This window comes from Ideonella sp. (genome assembly GCF_035254525.1).
In the GTDB taxonomy this organism is placed as follows: Bacteria; Pseudomonadota; Gammaproteobacteria; order Burkholderiales; family Burkholderiaceae_C; genus Ideonella.
Genome location: NZ_DATFAN010000098.1, coordinates 1 through 18,783, shown reverse-complemented (window position 1 = coordinate 18,783; position 18,783 = coordinate 1). Strand labels below are relative to the sequence as shown.

The window sequence follows — 18,783 nt, the reverse complement described above, 5'->3', positions numbered from 1 at the left end:
CTGGCCCAGCCAATGCACGAAGCCCTGCACGCCGGTCTCGATGATGGCTTCGGCCTGCTGCACGGCCGCCTGGCGCTTCTCGCCGGCGGTCTGCACCAGCGTGGAAAGGTCGTCGACGGTGTAGAGGTACACGTCCGACAGTCGTCCGACCTCGGGCTCGATGTCGCGCGGCACGGCCAGGTCGACCATGAACATGGGGCGGTGCCTGCGCGCCTTGAGCGCGCGCTCGACGGCGCCCAGGCCGATGATGGGCAGCGAGCTGGCGGTGCACGAGACGACCACGTCGAACTCGGACAGCCGCTGCGGCAGGTCCGCCAGGCGCAGGGCCTCGGCGCCGAAGCGGCCGGCGAGCTTCTCGCCGCGCTCCAGCGTGCGGTTGGCCACCGTCATCGAGCGCGGGTTCCTGGCCGCGAAGTGGGTGGCGACCAATTCGATCATTTCGCCGGCGCCGACGAACAGGATCTTCAACTCGCCCAGGTCCTCGAACAGCTGCGCAGCCAGGCGCACCGCGGCCGCTGCCATGCTGATCGAGTGCGCCCCGATCTCGGTCGAGGTGCGCACCTCCTTCGCCACCGCGAAGGAGCGCTGGAACATCTGGTGCAAGGTGGTGCCGAGCGTGCCGGCCGTGTCGGCCTCGCGCACCGCCTGCTTCATCTGGCCCAGGATCTGCGGCTCGCCCAGGACCATCGAATCCAGCCCGCTGGCGACGCGAAAGGCGTGCCGGGCAGCGGCGCCGTCGTGCAGCACGTAGGCATGCTCGCGCAGGGTCTGGCTGGGGACGCCGCCCACCTCGGCCAGCCAGTCCACCACCGGCGCCACCAGGGCGCTCGTGCGCGGCGGCTCGTCGGCCACGTAGAGCTCGGTGCGATTGCAGGTCGACACCAGCGCGACCTCGGGGCGGCGGTTCAGCCGCTCGCGGATCGAGCGCAGGGCGGGAACGAACTGTTCGGGCGAGAACGCAAAACGCCCGCGCAAATCCAGCGGCGCGGTGGCGTGATTCAGGCCCAGGGTCAGGACGCTCATCGAGCAATTATAAAATTCGTTGCAATTCAAGGACTTGAGCATCGCTCAAAGCACCCGGGCGGGATTGATTCAAATCAGCTCCCTTGTAGCTCTTCACCGGCATTCAGCGTGGACCTCATCGGCGGACTGTGGCACTTGCTCAATTTCTATGCTGCGGCGCTCGGCATCGGCATCATCGCGTCGTCGGCCACCAAGCTGCTCTGGCACCGCGAGCTGAAGGGAAGTTCCTGGTGGCGCCTGTGGCTGTGGTCATCGGGCTCGGCGGCCGCGGTCGCCGTGGCCGGCCTGGTGCTCTTCGGCCACGATGGGAAGATGGCCACCTATGCCGCGATGGTGAGCGCCTGCGCACTGAGCCTGTGGTGGGTCGGCTTCGGACCGGGCCGCGAAAAATGAGCGCGCCCGGGGTCGCGGGCGCACCGCGCACTCACCCCGGAATCGGTTCCGCGAGCGTCTCCCGCGTGGACACCTCGGCGCGCAGCGAGTGCGGGTACGCCTCGGTCACCAGCACGTCGACCATCTGACCGATCAAACGCGCAGGACCCTTGAAGTTGACGATGCGGTTGCACTCGGTGCGTCCCATCAGCTCGCTCGGGTCCTTGCGCGACGGTCCCTCGACCAGGATGCGCTGGTGCGTGCCCACGCGCGAGGCGCTGATGCGCTTGGCGTTGTCCTCGATGACCGCCTGCAGCTGCTGCAGCCGCTGCAGCTTCGCGGCCTGAGGCGTGTCGTCGTGCAGCGACGCGGCCGGCGTGCCGGGCCGGGCGCTGAACACGAAGCTGAAGCTCGCGTCGAAGCCGATCTCGTCGATCAGCTTCATGGTGCGTGCATGGTCGTCTTCGGTCTCGCCGGGGAAGCCGACGATGAAGTCGGTCGACAGGCAGATGCCGGGCCGCACCGCGCGCAGCTTGCGCACGGTGCTCTTGTATTCCATGGCCGTGTAGCCGCGCTTCATCGCCATCAGAATGCGGTCGCTGCCATGCTGCACCGGCAGGTGCAGGTGGTTCACCAGCTGAGGCACCTTGGCGTAGGCGTCGATCAAGCGCTGCGTGAACTCGTTCGGGTGGCTGGTCGTGTAGCGGATGCGCTCGATGCCGGGGATCTCCGCCACCACCTCGAGCAACAGCGCGAAGTCGGCGATCTCCGAGGTCGTGCCCATGGCGCCCCGGTAGGCGTTCACGTTCTGCCCGAGCAAGGTGACTTCCTTCACGCCTTGCTGCGCCAGGCCGGCGATCTCGACCAGCACGTCGTCGAGCGGGCGCGACACTTCCTCTCCCCTCGTGTAGGGCACCACGCAGTAGCTGCAGTACTTCGAGCAGCCTTCCATGATGGAGACGAAGGCGCTGGCGCCGTCCACGCGTGCCGGCGGCAGGTGGTCGAATTTCTCGATCTCGGGAAAGCTGATGTCCACCTGCGGGCGGCGCTGCTGCGCGCGCTGCGCCAGCAACTCGGGCAGGCGGTGCAGCGTCTGCGGGCCGAACACCACGTCGACGTAGGGCGCACGCTCGATGATGGCCACGCCTTCCTGGCTCGCCACGCAGCCGCCCACGCCGATCATCACGCCCTTGGCCTTCAGGTGCTTGACCCGGCCGAGGTCGCTGAACACCTTCTCCTGCGCCTTCTCGCGCACGGAGCAGGTGTTGAAGAGAACCAGGTCCGCTTCCTCGACATCGTCGGTCGGCTCGTAGCCCTGGGCGGCGTTCAGCACGTCGGTCATCTTGGCCGAGTCGTACTCGTTCATCTGGCAGCCGAAGGTCTTGATGAAGACTTTCTTGCTCATCAGAGGTCCCTCCACGCTGCGCGCTGCGGGATGAGCGCTTCGGAACGGCCGGGCGCGCTCATGGCTTGCTCCACACCTGGGCGATCGGGTCGAAGCTCCAGGCCTGGGCTTGCGCCATCGTGGTCGGCCAGGGGGTCTTCGCGGCTTCCTCCGGGGTGAGGATCCAGACCTTGTCGATGCGCCCGTCGCTGTCCAGCGTGTAGTGAACCAGCAGCTTGGCGCCGATCAGCGCGCCCGACATCTGCAGCATGTTGTTCTGGCCGCGGATGCGCACGCCCGGAGTCAGCTGCGCGTCGACATCGTTCAGCGTCGCCTCGAAGGGACTGCGGATGACGAGCGCGCCGCGCAGGGCGTTCTGCGGGAAGTTGCGCTGCACGGCCTGCGCCTGGACGATCGCCGGGACGGCGCAGGCGGTGGTGGCGAGGGCGAGGAAGGCACAGCGGTACATGGTGTTGATCCAGTGGCTGCCGGTGATGATGAAAGAGCGGAACTGTCCAGACACGAACGGCTCCATCTGGAGCCGTTCTTCTGTGGCGCGGCTCCATCTGGAGCCGTCCTGTCTTGCGATTCTGGTGGCGCTTCAGGGACTCGAACCCCGGACCTGCGGATTATGATTCCGTCGCTCTAACCGACTGAGCTAAAGCGCCAATAGCCTTCCATTATATAGCGAACGCGGCCAGGCTCGGCAAGCCCTCGGCCGTGGGACGCTCGGGACCTCATGTTCAGCTTCTTCAAGAAAAAACCTGCCCCTGCGCCGACCGCGGGCGCCGCCGATCTGCGCGACGCGCTGGCACCCGCCGCCGCGCCGCCGCCGGCCACCCCTGCGCCAGCACCGGCCGTCGAGCCCCCCGCGGCCGCCGAACCCGTTGTCACCGAGGCCGAGCGCGCCGGCTGGTTCAGCCGCTTGCGCCAAGGCCTGGCCAAGACCGGTTCCAGCATCGCCCAGGTCTTCACCGGCACCCGCGTCGACGACGCCCTGTACGAGGAGCTCGAGTCTGCCCTGCTGATGGCCGACACCGGCGTCAAGGCCACCGAGCAACTGCTGGCCGATCTGAAGCGGCGGGTCAAGGAGCGCAAGGCGCAGAGCCCGGCCGAGGTGCGCGCGCTGCTGGCGGATGCCCTGACCGATCTGCTCAAGCCGCTCGAGCGCCCGCTCGAAGTGGGCAAGCAGCAGCCGACGGTGATGATGGTGGTCGGCGTCAATGGGGCGGGCAAGACGACCAGCATCGGCAAGCTCACGCGCCATCTGGCTGGTGCCGAACAGAAGGTGCTGCTGGCCGCGGCCGACACCTTCCGTGCCGCGGCGCGCGAGCAACTGGCCGTCTGGGCGGACCGCAACCAGGTGCAGATCGTCAGCCAGGAAGGCGGCGACCCGGCCGCGGTGACCTACGACGCGGTGGTGGCCGGCAAGTCGCGCGGGGTCGACGTGGTGATTGCGGACACGGCCGGCCGCCTGCCGACCCAGCTTCACCTGATGGAGGAGCTGAAGAAGATCCGCCGCACGATCACCAAGGCCGAGCCGAGCGCGCCGCACGAGGTGCTGCTGGTCGTCGACGGCAACACCGGCCAGAACGCGCTGGCGCAGGTCAAGGCCTTCGACGATGCGCTGCAGTTGACTGGTCTGATCGTCACCAAGCTCGACGGCACGGCCAAGGGTGGCGTGCTCGCGGCGATCGCGCGCGAGCGGCCGGTGCCGGTGTATTTCGTCGGCGTCGGCGAGAAGCTCGAGGACCTGGAAACCTTCGACGCGCGCGAGTTCGCGCACGCGCTGTTGGACTGACGGCTCCCGCGGGGCTTCAGCGCCGTGGCTTGTCGGCCGGGTCGTCGAGGTCGCCGTACCAGGTGGTTGGCGGCGGGTCACGCTGGGTGTCGTCCGGCTCGGCGCCGGCTTCGCGCACCTCGGCCACCGGAATCGCGGTCAGCGGCCCGGCGCCCGGCACTGTCTGCTTCGCCTTCGCCGCCGCGCGCTCGGCCCCGACCTCCCGCGGCAGCAGCGTTTCGCGCACGGCCTGTGGCGTCGGCAGGTCGCCCTCGGGCCAGACCAGCACGCGCACGCCGGCGGCCTTGAGCACGCGGGTCATGCGCAGGTGGCGCTGGCGGCTGCGCTCACTTTCCTGCGCCGGGCGGATCTCGATCACCGCCACGATCGCTGCGGTCTGGTCGCACACCAGCAGGTCGACGCTGAGCTGCCCGACCCGGCCCAGCCACTCACCGTAGGAATAGCGCGTCGGCACGCGGATGAAACGCGACAGCGGCACCTGCGCCAGCACCATCAGCTCCGGCACCGCCTGGCGCAGAAGTTGGTAGGCCTGGCGCTCGGTGACGCTGAGCACACGGGTCAGCGTCGGCGGCCAGTCGGCCACCGTGTCCCGCGCCTCGGCCACACGCAGCGCGCCAGCACCGCTGGCCACGCGCTGGCGGCGCTGCCACCAGACGAGCGCCGGGGCGACGACCACCAGCACAGCCAAGACCAGCCAGATCAGGAGTTGCATGTCGACGGCCTTTGCTCGGAGTCGGTTTGCGGGGCCGGGCGACGGTGCTCAGCGCGGGCCCAGGCCACCCAGGCCGCCCATGCCCTTCATGCCGCCCATGCGCTTCATCATCTTCATCAGGCCGCCGCCTTTCATCTTCTTCATCATGGTCTGCATCTGCTCGAACTGGTTCAGCAGCCGGTTGACCTCCTGCACCTGCACGCCGGCGCCGGCGGCAATGCGGCGCTTGCGCGTGGCCTTGATGATCTCGGGCTTGCGGCGCTCCAGCGGGGTCATCGAGTGGATGATGCCTTCCATGCGGCGCATGTCGCGCTCGGCGCGGTCCATGTCGGCCTGGCCCGCCTTGGCGGCGAGCTGCGTCGGCAGCTTGTCCATCAGGCTGCCCAGCCCGCCCATTTTCTTCATCTGGCTGATCTGGGCGAGGAAGTCGTTGAGGTCGAAGCCGTCGCCGGCCTTGACCTTGTCGGCCAGCTTCCTCGCGGCGTCGAGGTCGACGCCCTTCTGCACTTCCTCGACCAGCGCGACGATGTCGCCCATGCCGAGCACGCGGCCGGCGTGGCGCTCGGCGTCGAACACCTCGAGCCCGTCGATCTTCTCGGACACGCCGGCGAACTTGATCGGCGCGCCGGTGATCTGCCGCACCGACATCGCCGCGCCGCCGCGCGAATCGCCATCGAGCTTGGTCAGCACGATGCCGGTCAGCGGCAGCGCCTCCTTGAAGGCCTTGGCGGTGTTGATCGCGTCCTGGCCCTGCATCGCGTCGACGACGAACAGCGTCTCGACCGGGTCGAGCGCGGCGTGCAGATCGCGGATCTCGGCCATCAGCGCTTCGTCGATCGCGAGCCGGCCGGCGGTGTCGACCAGCAGCACGTCGATGTAGTGCTTCTTCGCGTAGTCGAGCGCGGCCAGCGCGATGTCGCGCGGCTTCTGGTCGGGTGTCGACGGGAACCACTCGGCGCCCGCCTGCTTCGTGACCGTCTTGAGCTGCTCGATCGCCGCCGGGCGATAAACGTCGGCCGAGACCGTGAGCACCTTCTTCTTGCGCTTTTCGATCAGGTGCTTGGCGAGCTTGGCGGTGGTCGTGGTCTTGCCGGCGCCCTGCAGGCCGGCCATCAGGATGACCGCTGGCGGCTGCGTGGCCAGGTTGATGTCGGCCACGCCTTCGCCCATCGTCGCGGCGAGCTCCTTGTGGACGATCGAGACCAGCACCTGGCCCGGGTTCAGCGAGCCGATGACCTCCTGGCCGAGGGCCTTGTCCTTCACGCGGGCCACGAAGTCCCGCACGACCGGCAGCGCCACGTCGGCCTCGAGCAGGGCCATGCGCACTTCGCGCAGCATGTCCTGCACGTTCGACTCGGTGATGCGGGCCTGGCCGCGCATGGTCTTGACCAGGCGCGACAGGCGGTCGGTGAGGGTGGATGCCATCGGTGTTGCGCGCCGCATGGCGAGGCCGGGAGGCCCACCACGGCTGGAATGAGCGCGCCGGTAAACTGTGGCCATGATTTTATCCGCTGACCCTGCGGTGCTCTGCACCGTGGTGGCCTTGCTGGCCTATCTGGGTGCGCTGCTGCCCGCCGCGCCGGAGCGGCGCTGGCCCGTGCAACTGCTGTTCACCGCCTGGGTGCTGCACGCGATCGTGCTGCTCGCCGGCGCGGGCGCCTGGGCCGGCGAAGGGCAGGGCTTGCGCCTGGGCTTCGCGCCGGTGCTGTCGCTGACGATCTGGCTGGTGCTGGCCGTGCACGGTGTCGAGAGCCGGTTCCTGCCCTTGGCCAGCGCGCGCCGCGCGCTGGCGCTGGCCGGCGCGCTGGCGGTGCTGCTGGCCTGGGTCTTCCCGGGCGAGGTGCGGGCGATCGCGCACTCGCGCTGGGCCCCGCTGCACTGGGTGCTGGGCCTGACGTCCTACGGCCTGTTCGGCGCCGCGGTGCTGCACGCGATCCTGCTCGACACGGCCGACAACCGCCTGCGCCACAGGGCACCGGGCGGCGGGCCGGCGGGCATGGGCAACGGCATGCCGCTGCTGAAGCTCGAACGCCTGACCTTCCGTTTCGTCGAGGCCGGCTTCGTCGTGCTCACGCTCGCGCTGTGGCTGGGCCTGCAGTCCGAGGCCGAGTGGCGCTGGGACCGCAAGAGCGTGCTGTCGGTGCTCGGCTGGGCGACCTTCGCGGCGCTGATCATCGGCCGGGTCTGGCGCGGCTGGCGCGGCCGCCAGGCCACGCGCTGGCTGTATGCCGGCTCGCTGCTGCTGCTGCTGGCCTATGTCGGCACGCGTTTCGTCTACGAGGTGGTGCTGCAGCGCCCGCCCGCCTGAGGCTGACCAGATGATCAAGTGGTTGTTGACGCTGGGCATCGTCGTGCTGGCGCTGCTGCTGTGGTTCGGCAAGGGCCGCAGCGGCGGGGCCGCCGGCCCCGGCGCGCCGCGCCGGCGCGCACCGGGCCCTCAGGCGATGGTGTCCTGCGCCCACTGCGGGCTGCACCTGCCGCAGCCCGATGCGCTCGAGGGCGAGGGCGGCCGGCACTACTGCAGCGCCGAGCACCGCCGGCTCGGGCCGCGGTGAGGGCGTGAGCGCGTGATGGCGTGGTTCGGGCGCCGGCGCCCGCCCCGGCCGGACACCGGCGCGCCGAGCACGCCCAACGGCGAATCCTGGCTCGACGCGCTCGGTTTCGGCGAGCCCTCAGCGCTCGAAGGCGCCTCGACGCTGGACCCGCGCTGGGCCGACGAGCTGTCGTCCGGCTCGGGCGACGATTCGAGCTTTCTCTCGCGCCAGGCGCGGCGGCTGGTCACTGCCGACGACAGTGCCCACCAGCGCGTCTACCGCACCTACCTGACAGCGCGCGCCGGCCTCGGCGTCGCCCTGGTGCTGGCACAGCTGGCGATCGACCTGTTCGGTGGCCACGGCCCGTCGCTGCAGCTCGCCTTGTGCGGCGCGTATGCGATGCAGGCGCTGATCCTGCGCCTGTGGACGGCCGGCGACGCGCGGCCGCTCGGGCCGGCCCGCCGGCGCTGGCGCTGGTGGACCACGGTCGGCGTCGATGTGCTGGCCTTCGGCGCGATGCACTGGCTGGAGCCGAACGCGACGCTGAACCACGCGGCGCTCCTGGTGCTGCCTGTGCTGATGGCCGGCGTGCTCAGCCCGCGCGTGACCGGCCTGGCCACTGCGGCGGCGGCCAGCCTGCTGCTGCTGGCCAGTGCCTGGCAGCGCGTGCTCGCCGGCGGCGAGATCACCCCGCTGCTGTCGCAGGCCGGCATGGCGGGCGTGGGGCTGTTCGTCACGGTGCTGGTCGCGGGACAGATGGCCAGCCGGCTCGCGCGCGAGGAGCGCACCGCGCGCGGCAGCCTGGAGCTCGCACGCCAGCAGGCCGAGCTGAACCGGCTGGTCATCGACGAGATGAGCGACGGCGTGCTGGTGGTCGACCGCCGCGGCCGTGTGCGGGCCGCCAACCCGGCGGCGCGCGCACTGCTGTCGGCCCGCGGCGCCTGCCCGCGTGCGCCGTTCTCGCTGGCCAGCCAGGTCGGCTGGGGGGCGTTGCAGGAGGCGGTGGCCAAGGCCTATGAATCGGGCCAGTGGCCCGCGGGCGGCTCGGACCTGACCGTCGCCTACGCCGGCGAAACGCCGCGGTCGATCCGCGTGCGGGCCCGCTTCACGCGCGGCGCGCGTCTGGGCGCCCGCCACGAGGACGACGAGGACCGCGGCGACGAGGTGCTGGCGGTGCTCTTCATGGAGGAGCTTCGCACCGTGCTCGCCCGCCAGCGCGAGGAGCGGCTGGTCGCCATGGGGCGCATCTCGGCCGGCATCGCGCACGAGATCCGCAACCCGCTGGCGGCGGTGTCGCAGGCCAACGCGCTGCTGCAGGAAGACGTGTTGCGGCCGGATCAGCAGCGGCTGGTGCGCATCGTGGCCGACAACGTCGAGCGGCTGCGCCGCATCGTCGACGATGTGATGGAGGCCGCGCCCGGCAGCACGGCGCCATCGCGCACGATCGACGCGACGGCCGAAGTCGCCTCGATCTGCGCCGAATGGGCACGCACCGTCGGCCTGGCGCTGGGCAGCGAGAGCCGCCTGCGGGTGGTGCTGCCCAAGGAACCGCTCGGCGCCGTGTTCGACCCCGACCACCTGCGCCGCGTGCTGGTCAACCTGCTGGAGAACGCGCTGCGCCATTCGAGCGACCGCGCCGGCGCGGTGCTGGTGCTGCTCGAGGGCCTGGACGGGCCGCTGGTGCGGCTGGTGGTGGCCAGCGACGGCGAGCCGATCCCGGCCGAGGTGGAAGCCCATCTGTTCGAACCTTTCCATTCGAGCCGCAGCCGCGGCACCGGGCTGGGGCTCTATATTTGCCGTGAGCTGTGCGAGCGGCATGGGGCGAGCATCGACTACCTGCGCCGGCCGGGTGACCGGCATGCGAACCTGTTCCAGGTGGTGATGCGGCGTGACGCGGTGGCGAGCGAAGGGCGCTTGCACCTGTGAAGACGAGGCGGTCAACGTGAACGAGTCTTTCACTGCGGGCGGGGTGCTGGTCGTCGACGACGAGCCGGACCTGCTGACGCTGTATGAGCTGACGCTGCTGCGCGAGGGACACGAGGTCGAGACCGCGGCCACCGTCGCCGAGGCCTGGGCCCGGCTGCAGGAGCGGGTGTTCCGCCTGGTCATCACCGACATGCGCCTGCCCGATGGCTCTGGCATGGAGCTGATGCACCGGCTCGAGCAGGCGCGGCGGCCCGAGAAGGTCATCGTGATCACCGCCTACGGCTCGGCCGAGAACGCCGTCGAGGCGCTGAAGGCCGGTGCCTTCGACTACCTGACCAAGCCGGTCGACCTGCGCCAGTTCCGCGCGGTCGTGGCCGGCGCGCTGGGACGGGCCGCGCCGACGCAGGCGCCGCGGCCGGGCGCACCGGCCGCCAGTGCCCCGTTGGCGCGCCTGGTCGGCGGCTCCGAAGCGATGCGCCACGTGCGCGAACTGATCGAGAAGGTTGCGCGCAGCATGGCGCCGGCGCTGGTGCAGGGCGAGTCGGGCACCGGCAAGGAACTGGTCGCGCGCGCCATCCACGAAGTCAGCGCCCGCGCCGGCCAGCCTTTCGTCGCGGTCAACTGCGGTGCGATCCCCGAGAACCTGCTCGAGGCCGAGTTCTTCGGCTACCGCAAGGGCGCCTTCACCGGCGCCACCGAAGACCGTGCCGGCTTCTTCCAGGCGGCACACGGCGGCACGCTGTTCCTCGACGAGATCGGCGACCTGCCGCTGGCGATGCAGAGCAAGCTGCTGCGGGTGATCCAGGAACGGGCGGTGCGGCCGATCGGCGCGGTCAGCGAGGTGCCACTGAACGTGCGCATCGTCAGCGCGACCCACAAGGACCTCGACGCCGAGGTGGCCGCCGGTCGCTTCCGGCAGGATCTGTTCTACCGCCTGAACGTGATCCGCATCACCGTGCCGCCGCTGCGCGAGCGTCGCGACGACATCGTGGCGATCAGCGCCGCGCTGCTCGAGCGCATCGCGCGTGATGCCGGCGTCAGCCCCACGCCGCGCCTGACCGCGGCGGCGCAGCAGCGGCTGCAGCACTACGCCTTCCCGGGCAACGTGCGCGAGCTCGAGAACCTGCTTCATCGCGCGCTCGCGCTGTCGCCCGGCGACGTGCTCGACGCCGACGACCTGGGCCTGCCCGACGCGGTGCTGCAGGACAACGGCGGCGACACCGAGCCCGGTGCGCTCGCGCGAGAGCCGCCGCCGACGGCGGCGCTCGGCGAGAACCCACTGCCGCACGACCTGGCGCGGCATCTCGACGAGGTCGAGCGCGCGATCCTCGTGCGGGCGCTGGAGCAGCACGGCTTCAACCGCACCGCGGCCGGGGCACGGCTGGGGCTGTCGCTGCGCCAGATGCGCTACCGGATGGCCCGGCTGGGCATCACCGAGGGCGGCGAGGGGGGTGACGGCGGCGAAGGCGGTGGTGCCGTCGGATGAGCGCGCGAGCCCGGTGGCATGAGGGCTGGTGGTCCGGCGCGCGGGCCGTGCCCTCGCCCAACTTCGGGCCGCGGCCGGCCGGCAGCGCGGTCACGCTCGTCGTGCTGCATTCGATCAGCCTGCCGCCCGGTGAGTATGGCGGCGATGCGGTCGAGCGGCTGTTCACGAACCGGCTGGATGGCGACGCGCACCCGTACTACGACGCGCTGCGCGGCCTGCAGGTCTCGGCCCACTTCTTCCTGCGCCGCGACGGCGCGCTGCTGCAGTTCGTCTCCTGCGACGCGCGGGCCTGGCATGCCGGCGCGTCGAGCTGGCGTGGCCGCGACAACTGCAACGACTACTCGATCGGCATCGAGCTCGAAGGGCTGGAGGGCGATGCCTTCGAGCCCGCGCAGTACGCGCGCCTGGCCGCGCTGATGCGTGCGCTGCAGGCACGCTACGGTCGTGTCGACGTGGCCGGCCACGAGCACGTCGCGCCGGGCCGAAAGCGCGACCCCGGGCCTGGTTTCGACTGGACCCAGTTGCGCACGCGGCTGCGCTGGCGCGCCGATCGTTTCGCGCCTGCGGCCTGACGGCGCGCCGGGCCGCGCCACGCCTCGCGGAGAACAATTCGGCCGTTTCGTCAAGCGGGTTTGTCACGCTGTGGCACGCTACGGGTAGTGCTTGAAGCACTCAGGGACCACAGATATAGTGTCCTTTCGTGCTAACCTCTAAGCACTCCCAAACGCCCATGTCCGCATTCGCTGGCTCCGTGCAGGCCTTGCCCAGGCACAGTCCCCAGCCGTCGCGAGACGCGGCCCATACCGAATCCACCCCGGTCCCGATCATTCGGGGCCGCAAGCTCCGACGACGATGACGCTCGTGTCGCGCTGCCGCCAGCCCCCCGGCTGACCGGCCGCCGCCGGCACGAACACGCATCGTCGTTGCCGGCTTCATGGGGTGACAAGCCGGCATGCGCCGAGGCTCGGGGAGCCCGAATCGTTTTCACCGCCGAACACATCCAACCGAGGGGATATCCATGCAAGCCGTTGCACCCAGCACCACCGACGCCGCCGTCTCGGCACGGCCGTCCACCGCGCCCACGGCCGCGGGCAGCCTGCCCAGCGCCTACCAGGGTTACCAGACGATCCGCCGCAACGGTGCGGTCGTGGCGTTCGAGCCGAACAAGATCGCGGTCGCGCTGATGAAGGCCTTTCTCGCGGTGCACGGCACGCAGGGCGCGGCGTCGGCCAGCGTGCGCGAAACGGTCGATGCGCTGACCGAGACGGTCGTGCGTGCGCTGCTGCGCTCGCGCCCGGGCGGCGGCACCTTCCACATCGAGGATGTGCAGGACCAGGTCGAACTGGGCCTGATGCGCGGCGGCCACCACGAGGTCGCGCGCGCCTACGTGCTGTACCGCGAACGCCGCGCGCAGGAGCGCGCCAGGCAGGCCACGACGGCGGTGGCCGCCGCGCCGGCGCACGCGCTGCACGTGATCGACGGCGGCCAGCGCGTGCCGCTGGACGAGGCCCGGCTGCAGGCGCTGGTCGAGCAGGCCTGTGCCGGCCTGGGCGAGGATGTGCGCCCCGACCCGATCCTGGCCGAGACGCGTCGCAATCTCTATGACGGCGTGCCGATCGACGAGGTCTACAAGGCCGCGATCCTGGCCGCCCGCACGCTGATCGAGCAGGACCCGGCCTACACCCGCGCCACCGCGCGCCTGCTGCTGCACACGATCCGCCGCGAGATCATCGGCGGCGAGGTGATGCAGGCCGAGATGCACGAGCGTTACGCCGAGTACTTTCCGAAGTTCGTCAAGAAGGGTGTCGAAGCCGAGCTGCTGGATGACAAGCTGCTGCAGTTCGACCTGGCCAAGCTGGGCGCCGCGCTGAACCCCGATCGCGACCTGCAGTTCGACTACCTCGGCCTGCAGACGCTGTACGACCGCTACTTCCTGCACATCGACGAAACCCGCATCGAGATGCCGCAGGCCTTCTTCATGCGCGTCGCGATGGGACTGGCCCTGAACGAGATCGACCGCGAGGCTCGCGCGATCGAGTTCTACAACGTGCTGTCGACCTTCGACTTCATGTCGTCGACGCCGACGCTGTTCAACGCCGGCACCCGCCGCTCGCAGCTGTCCTCCTGCTACCTGACGACCGTGGCCGACGACCTGGACGGCATCTATGAGGCGCTGAAGGAAAACGCGCTGCTGTCCAAGTTCGCCGGCGGCCTCGGCAACGACTGGACCAACGTGCGCGCGCTGGGCTCCTACATCAAGGGCACGAACGGCAAGAGCCAGGGCGTGGTGCCGTTCCTGAAGGTCGTCAACGACACGGCCGTCGCGGTGAACCAGGGCGGCAAGCGCAAGGGTGCGGTCTGCGCCTACCTGGAAACCTGGCACCTGGACATCGAAGAGTTCCTCGAGCTGCGCAAGAACACCGGCGACGACCGCCGCCGCACGCACGACATGAACACCGCGAACTGGATTCCGGACCTGTTCATGCGCCGCGTGATGGAAGGCGGCGACTGGACGCTGTTCTCGCCGTCGACCTGCCCGGACCTGCACGACAAGATCGGCGCCGAGTTCGAGAAGGCCTACACGGCCTACGAGGCCAAGGTCGACCGCGGCGAGATCAAGCTGTTCAAGCGCATGCCGGCCAAGGACCTGTGGCGCAAGATGCTCTCGATGCTGTTCGAGACCGGCCACCCCTGGATCACCTTCAAGGACGCCTGCAACGTGCGCTCGCCGCAGCAGCACGTCGGCGTGGTGCACTCGTCCAACCTGTGCACCGAGATCACGCTGAACACCGGCCCCGACGAGATCGCCGTGTGCAACCTCGGCTCGGTCAACCTGGCCCAGCACCTGAAAGACGGCCAGATCGATCACGCCAAGCTGAAGAAGACCGTGTCGACGGCAATGCGCATGCTCGACAACGTCATCGACATCAACTACTACGCGGTCAAGAAGGCACGCGACTCCAACCTGCGCCATCGCCCGGTCGGCCTGGGCGTGATGGGCTTCCAGGATGCGCTCTATCAATTGCGCACGCCCTACGCCAGCGAGGCGGCGGTCGAGTTTGCCGACCGCTCGATGGAGGCGCTGTGCTACTACGCCTACTGGGCTTCGACCGAACTGGCCGCCGAGCGCGGCCGCTACTCGAGCTACCGCGGCTCGCTGTGGGACAAGGGCATCCTGCCGCTGGATTCGCTGGACTTGCTGGCCGAACAGCGCGGCGGGTACGTCGAGGTCGATCGCAGCACGAGCATGGACTGGAGCGCGTTGCGCCAGCGCATCAGCGTGCACGGCATGCGCAACAGCAACTGCGTGGCGATCGCGCCGACGGCGACGATCTCCAACATCATCGGTGTCGATGCGTCGATCGAACCCTGCTTCGGCAACCTGTCGGTCAAGTCCAACCTGTCGGGCGAGTTCACGGTCGTCAACGAGTACCTGGTGCGCGACCTCAAGAAGCTCGGCCTGTGGGACAGCGTGATGGTGATGGACCTGAAGCACTACGACGGTTCGCTGCGCCGCATCGACCGCGTGCCGGAGGAACTGAAGGCGCTGTACGCGACCGCGTTCGAGGTCGAGACGCAGTGGCTGGTCGAGGCCGCGGCGCGCCGCCAGAAGTGGATCGACCAGGCGCAGTCGCTCAACATCTACATCGCCGGCGCGTCCGGCAAGAAGCTTGACGACACCTACAAGCTCGCGTGGATCCGCGGCCTGAAGACGACCTACTACCTGCGCACGGTCGGTGCAACGCACGCCGAGAAGTCGACGATCTCCGCGGGCCAGTTGAACTCGGTGCCCAGTGGTGGTGGTCTTGGTGGTGGTCTCGGCGGTGGTGCGGTCGGCGGTATGTCGGCGCTCGATGCAGTGGCTGCGCAAGCGCAGGCGATGCTCGCTGCACAGCCGGCCACCGACATCAAGTTCTGCGGTGTCGACGACCCGACTTGCGAGGCCTGCCAGTGACGTGATCGATGCACGCATCGCGCGATGGTGATGAGCCTGTCGATGCGCTGCGTGCCGTCGTTGTGATGCGTGCAAAGTCGATGCACGCGTGCAACAACGATGACGCTTCGATGTCAAGAAGTGCTTGGTGTTTCAACACAACACTCCCATAATCGCGACCCATAGGAAACACGCACATGCTGGTCTGGGAAGACGACCTTCGTACCCCGCCGAATCCTGCTCCTCGCCACACGCCCGAACCTCTTCGCGACGTGCCGGCGGCGACCTCTTCGCCTCTTCAAACTCCCCTGCAAGTTCAAGCGGCTGTGAGCGCCTCGGTTTCGCGCGCCGCAGTGCAAGAAGCACCCGCAGCGGCGAGCTCGGTTGTCGCTCGCAACACGCGTCGCGTCAACGTCGCCGACAAGCGCATCATCAACGGCCAGACCGATGTGAATCAGCTGGTGCCGTTCAAGTACAAGTGGGCGTGGGAGAAGTACCTCGCCACGTGTGCGAACCACTGGATGCCGCAAGAGGTCAACATGTCGCGCGACATCGCGACCTGGAAGGATCCGAACGGCCTGAGCGAAGACGAGCGCCGCATCATCAAGCGCAACCTCGGCTTCTTCGTCACTGCCGATTCGCTGGCCGCCAACAACATCGTGCTGGGCACCTACCGCCACATCACGGCGCCCGAGGCGCGGCAGTTCCTGCTGCGCCAGGCCTTCGAAGAAGCGATCCACACCCACGCGTATCAGTACATCGTCGAGTCGTTGGGCCTGGACGAGTCGGAGATCTTCAACGCGTACCACGAGGTCCAGTCGATTCGCGACAAGGACGAGTTCCTGATCCCGTTCATCGACGCGATCATGGACCCGCACTTCAAGACCGGCACGCCCGAGACCGACCAGACCCTGCTGAAGAGCCTGATCGTCTTCGCCTGCCTGATGGAAGGCCTGTTCTTCTACGTCGGCTTCACGCAGATCCTCGCGCTCGGCCGCCAGAACAAGATGACCGGTGCCGCCGAGCAGTACCAGTACATCCTGCGCGACGAGTCGATGCACTGCAACTTCGGCATCGACCTGATCAACCAGATCAAGCTCGAGAACCCGCAGCTGTGGACGCCCGAGTTCAAGGCCGAGATCAAGGCCTTGTTCGTCAAGGCCGTCGAGCTGGAATACCGCTACGCCGAAGACACCATGCCGCGTGGCGTGCTCGGTCTGAACGCGTCGATGTTCAAGGGCTATCTGCGCTACATCGCCAACCGGCGTGCCACGCAGATCGGCCTCGAAACGCTCTTCCCGAACGAGGAAAACCCGTTCCCCTGGATGAGCGAGATGATCGACCTGAAGAAGGAGCGCAACTTTTTTGAGACCCGCGTCATCGAGTACCAATCCGGTGGCGCATTGAGCTGGGATTGAACGGACCGCGGTGCCGACGAGCGCCGCGGCCATTCGTTCCAGTCGTGTGAGAGATCAAGACCTTCGGGTCAGTCAGCTTGGCCACCACGAAGCCAGGCGACTGCCCGAGACCCCATTCATCGGATGGGGGCGACCTGAAACGGCCTCTAGACCGTGACAGGAATGGCCTCCGACGATGAATCGCCGAGCTGTATCTCGAGCAGCCCGGTGTTTTCTGCAACTTGATCAAGGAGATTGATATGGCAACTGCGAAGAAGGCTGCGGCCAAGAAGGCCCCGGCGAAGAAGGCGGCTCCGGCCAAGAAGGCGGCAGCGAAGAAGGCCCCGGCGAAGAAGGCCGCACCGGCCAAGAAGGCGGCGCCCGCCAAGAAGGCGGCTCCGGCCAAGAAGGCGGCGGCGAAGAAGGCCCCCGCCAAGAAGGCCGCTCCGGCGAAGAAGGCTGCTCCGGCGAAGAAGGCGGCCCCGGCCAAGAAGGCCGCTGCCAAGAAGGCGCCGGCCAAGAAGGCTGCACCGAAGCCGGTCGCGAAGAAGGCCGCGGCGAAGAAGGCCGCGCCGGCGAAGAAGGCTGCTGCGGCGAAGAAGCCCGCGGCCAAGAAACCGGCGGCAAAGAAGGCGGCGGCCAAGAAGCCCGCTGCCCCCACTGCCCCTGCTGCCCCTGCGGCCCCTGCAGCGAAAACGGCCCTGAGCCCCGCGGCCGCCTGGCCGTTCCCGACGGGCAACAAGCCCTGATTGAACACGGGTGCTCGCTAGAGCGCCCTGTTCGGACAAGCCCGGCTTCGGCCGGGCTTTTCTCTTGCTGACGATGGCGACTTCACGACCTGCTTCGCCGGCCCTTGACTCGGCAGCGAGCACCTGGCCCTGCGTGCGCGAGGCCGGCTCCGCGGCTTGCGTGTTGACCGTCGCGGTGCAGCCCAACGCGCGCCAGACCGAGGCCACGGGCCTGCACGAAGGTGCGCTGCGCATCCGGCTGGCCGCGCAGCCGATCGAAGGTCAGGCCAACGCGGCGCTCACCACCTGGCTCGCGCGTGAGCTGGGCCTGGCCAAGCGCGACGTGCGCCTGAAGCGCGGCGCCGCCGCGCGCCACAAGCAGATTGACATCGATGCGCCGCTGGCCGAGGTGCAGGCCTGGCTGCAGCGCACGCTCGGTCAGCCGCCGAAGGGCGCCTGAGACGACGCCCGGAATCGGCCTCAGCCGAGGCCCAGTGCGGCCCGGTCGACCTGGTGGTTCTGTCCGCCGCGCTGTGCAATCTTCAGTGCGCCGAGTCGGTTGCCGAGCGCGACGCAGTCGACCAGTGGCCAGCCGCGCTCGAGGCCGTAGAGCAGCGCGCCACGAAAGGCGTCGCCGCAGCCGGTGGGGTCGACCACCTGTTCCGCCGACACGCCGGGCACGCGATGGCAGCGGCCCTGCACCCACACTTCGCAGCCCTCGGCGCCCAGCGTGACGATCACGCCCTGCAGGTGCGAGCGCGACAAGGCCTCGATCGACAGCCCGGTGCGCTCGCACAACATGCGGCCCTCGTAGTCGTTCACCGCAACCCAGCTCGCCTGCGCGATGAAGGCCTTCAGCGCCTCGCCGTCGAACATCGGCAGGCCCTGGCCCGGATCGAAGACGAAGGGAATGCCGGCGGCGGAGAGGTCGCTCGCGCGGCGCAGCATCGCATCGCGCCCGTCGGGGCCGATGATCGCGAGCCGGATGTCGTCGCGCTCGGGCAGGCCGACGCGGTGCGCCTCCTGCATGGCGCCGGGGTGGAAAGCGGTGATCTGGTTGTTGTCGGCGTCGGTGATGATCATCGCCTGCGCTGTGTACGTGTCCTCGACCTGCAGCACCTGCCGTGTGTCGATGCCCAGGCGCTGCAGGCGGTCGAGGTAGTGCTCGCCGTCATTGCCGAGGGCCGCGACGACCACGGCGTCGCCGCCCAGCGCGGCGAGCGTGTAGGCGATGTTGCCGGCGCAGCCGCCGAACTCGCGGCGCATCGTCGGCACGAGGAAGGACACGTTCAGGATGTGCACCTGATCCGGCAGGATCTGCTCGGCGAAGCGGCCGGGAAAGTTCGTGATCGTGTCGAAGGCGAGGGAGCCGCTGACGAGACAGGCCATGGTGGTACCGAGGGTGAAGGGTGGGTGAACGGGCCGGCCGCACGCAACGCGGTGCGTGCAGCCTCAGGGGTAGAAAGCTTCGACGGTGTAGCCGGCA

At 69.1% G+C, this 18,783-nt stretch carries 17 protein-coding genes and 1 tRNA gene; 11 read left to right on the top strand and 7 right to left on the bottom strand.

Features of this window, described 5'->3' with window-relative positions; all coding sequences use genetic code 11:
- Positions 1-1,023 (bottom strand): glutamyl-tRNA reductase (gene hemA / locus VJ693_RS09635; protein ID WP_324153611.1); only part of this gene is annotated, 1,023 nt, incomplete at its 3' end.
- A 108-nt stretch (positions 1,024-1,131) separates the two neighbouring features.
- On the opposite strand from hemA, the gene VJ693_RS09630 reads away from it, so the two are divergent.
- Positions 1,132-1,416, top strand: coding sequence for a hypothetical protein (locus tag VJ693_RS09630; RefSeq protein ID WP_324153609.1), 285 nt, complete (start codon positions 1,132-1,134; stop codon positions 1,414-1,416).
- A gap of 31 nt (positions 1,417-1,447) precedes the next feature.
- Here VJ693_RS09630 and miaB read toward each other — a convergent pair whose 3' ends face one another.
- The 3 genes from miaB to VJ693_RS09615 all read right to left on the bottom strand — a co-directional run bounded on the left by miaB (position 1,448) and on the right by VJ693_RS09615 (position 3,447).
- Positions 1,448-2,800 carry a tRNA (N6-isopentenyl adenosine(37)-C2)-methylthiotransferase MiaB gene (miaB, locus tag VJ693_RS09625; RefSeq protein ID WP_324153608.1) on the bottom strand — a complete coding sequence of 451 codons (1,353 nt, stop codon included), beginning with the start codon at positions 2,798-2,800 and terminating at the stop codon, positions 1,448-1,450.
- Positions 2,801-2,858: 58 nt separating this feature from the next.
- Positions 2,859-3,314: a hypothetical protein gene (locus VJ693_RS09620; protein ID WP_324153607.1), complete on the bottom strand. Its 456-nt coding sequence runs from the start codon at positions 3,312-3,314 to the stop codon at positions 2,859-2,861.
- 56 nt (positions 3,315-3,370) lie between these two features.
- Positions 3,371-3,447 (bottom strand) — tRNA-Met (locus VJ693_RS09615).
- Positions 3,448-3,518: 71 nt separating this feature from the next.
- On the opposite strand from VJ693_RS09615, the gene ftsY reads away from it, so the two are divergent.
- Positions 3,519-4,580, top strand: a complete 1,062-nt coding sequence (gene ftsY, locus VJ693_RS09610) for a signal recognition particle-docking protein FtsY (protein ID WP_324153605.1) — start codon at positions 3,519-3,521, stop codon at positions 4,578-4,580.
- Between the two features lie 16 nt (positions 4,581-4,596).
- Here ftsY and VJ693_RS09605 read toward each other — a convergent pair whose 3' ends face one another.
- Together VJ693_RS09605 and ffh are read right to left on the bottom strand one after the other, a co-directional pair.
- Positions 4,597-5,292 (bottom strand): DUF2726 domain-containing protein, encoded by a 696-nt coding sequence (locus tag VJ693_RS09605; protein WP_324153603.1) that lies wholly within the window; start codon positions 5,290-5,292, stop codon positions 4,597-4,599.
- A 48-nt stretch (positions 5,293-5,340) separates the two neighbouring features.
- Entirely contained in the window at positions 5,341-6,717 is a 1,377-nt protein-coding gene (ffh, locus tag VJ693_RS09600) for a signal recognition particle protein (protein WP_324153602.1), read from the bottom strand.
- A gap of 73 nt (positions 6,718-6,790) precedes the next feature.
- Here ffh and VJ693_RS09595 point away from each other — a divergent pair, with 73 nt between their 5' ends.
- From VJ693_RS09595 to VJ693_RS09555, 9 genes are all read left to right on the top strand, one after another.
- Positions 6,791-7,600, top strand: coding sequence for a cytochrome C assembly family protein (locus tag VJ693_RS09595; protein ID WP_324153600.1), 810 nt, complete (start codon positions 6,791-6,793; stop codon positions 7,598-7,600).
- Between the two features lie 10 nt (positions 7,601-7,610).
- Entirely contained in the window at positions 7,611-7,847 is a 237-nt protein-coding gene (locus VJ693_RS09590) for a PP0621 family protein (protein WP_414652250.1), read from the top strand.
- A gap of 15 nt (positions 7,848-7,862) precedes the next feature.
- Positions 7,863-9,752 (top strand): PAS domain-containing sensor histidine kinase, encoded by a 1,890-nt coding sequence (locus VJ693_RS09585; RefSeq protein ID WP_324153598.1) that lies wholly within the window; start codon positions 7,863-7,865, stop codon positions 9,750-9,752.
- Positions 9,753-9,768: 16 nt separating this feature from the next.
- Complete coding sequence (locus VJ693_RS09580) at positions 9,769-11,238, top strand: sigma-54 dependent transcriptional regulator (protein ID WP_324153597.1); 1,470 nt, start codon at positions 9,769-9,771, stop codon at positions 11,236-11,238.
- A complete protein-coding gene (gene ampD / locus VJ693_RS09575) occupies positions 11,235-11,810 on the top strand; it encodes a 1,6-anhydro-N-acetylmuramyl-L-alanine amidase AmpD (protein ID WP_324153595.1) in 576 nt (191 codons plus the stop codon). The genes VJ693_RS09580 and ampD overlap by 4 nt, the downstream gene beginning before the upstream one ends.
- A 446-nt stretch (positions 11,811-12,256) precedes the next feature.
- The gene (locus tag VJ693_RS09570; protein WP_324153594.1) at positions 12,257-15,193 is read left to right on the top strand and encodes a ribonucleoside-diphosphate reductase subunit alpha; all 2,937 of its coding nucleotides are present in this window, start codon (positions 12,257-12,259) and stop codon (positions 15,191-15,193) included.
- Between the two features lie 176 nt (positions 15,194-15,369).
- Positions 15,370-16,590, top strand: a complete 1,221-nt coding sequence (locus VJ693_RS09565) for a ribonucleotide-diphosphate reductase subunit beta (protein WP_324153592.1) — start codon at positions 15,370-15,372, stop codon at positions 16,588-16,590.
- A 239-nt stretch (positions 16,591-16,829) separates the two neighbouring features.
- On the top strand, positions 16,830-17,318 hold the full coding sequence (locus VJ693_RS09560; protein ID WP_324153590.1) for a hypothetical protein: 489 nt from the start codon (positions 16,830-16,832) through the stop codon (positions 17,316-17,318).
- 73 nt (positions 17,319-17,391) lie between these two features.
- Entirely contained in the window at positions 17,392-17,757 is a 366-nt protein-coding gene (locus tag VJ693_RS09555; RefSeq protein ID WP_324153588.1) for a DUF167 domain-containing protein, read from the top strand.
- 20 nt (positions 17,758-17,777) lie between these two features.
- On the opposite strand, the gene VJ693_RS09550 is transcribed toward VJ693_RS09555, so the two are convergent.
- Positions 17,778-18,686 carry a carbohydrate kinase family protein gene (locus VJ693_RS09550; protein WP_324153586.1) on the bottom strand — a complete coding sequence of 303 codons (909 nt, stop codon included), beginning with the start codon at positions 18,684-18,686 and terminating at the stop codon, positions 17,778-17,780.
- Between the last annotated feature and the right edge of the window lie 97 nt (positions 18,687-18,783).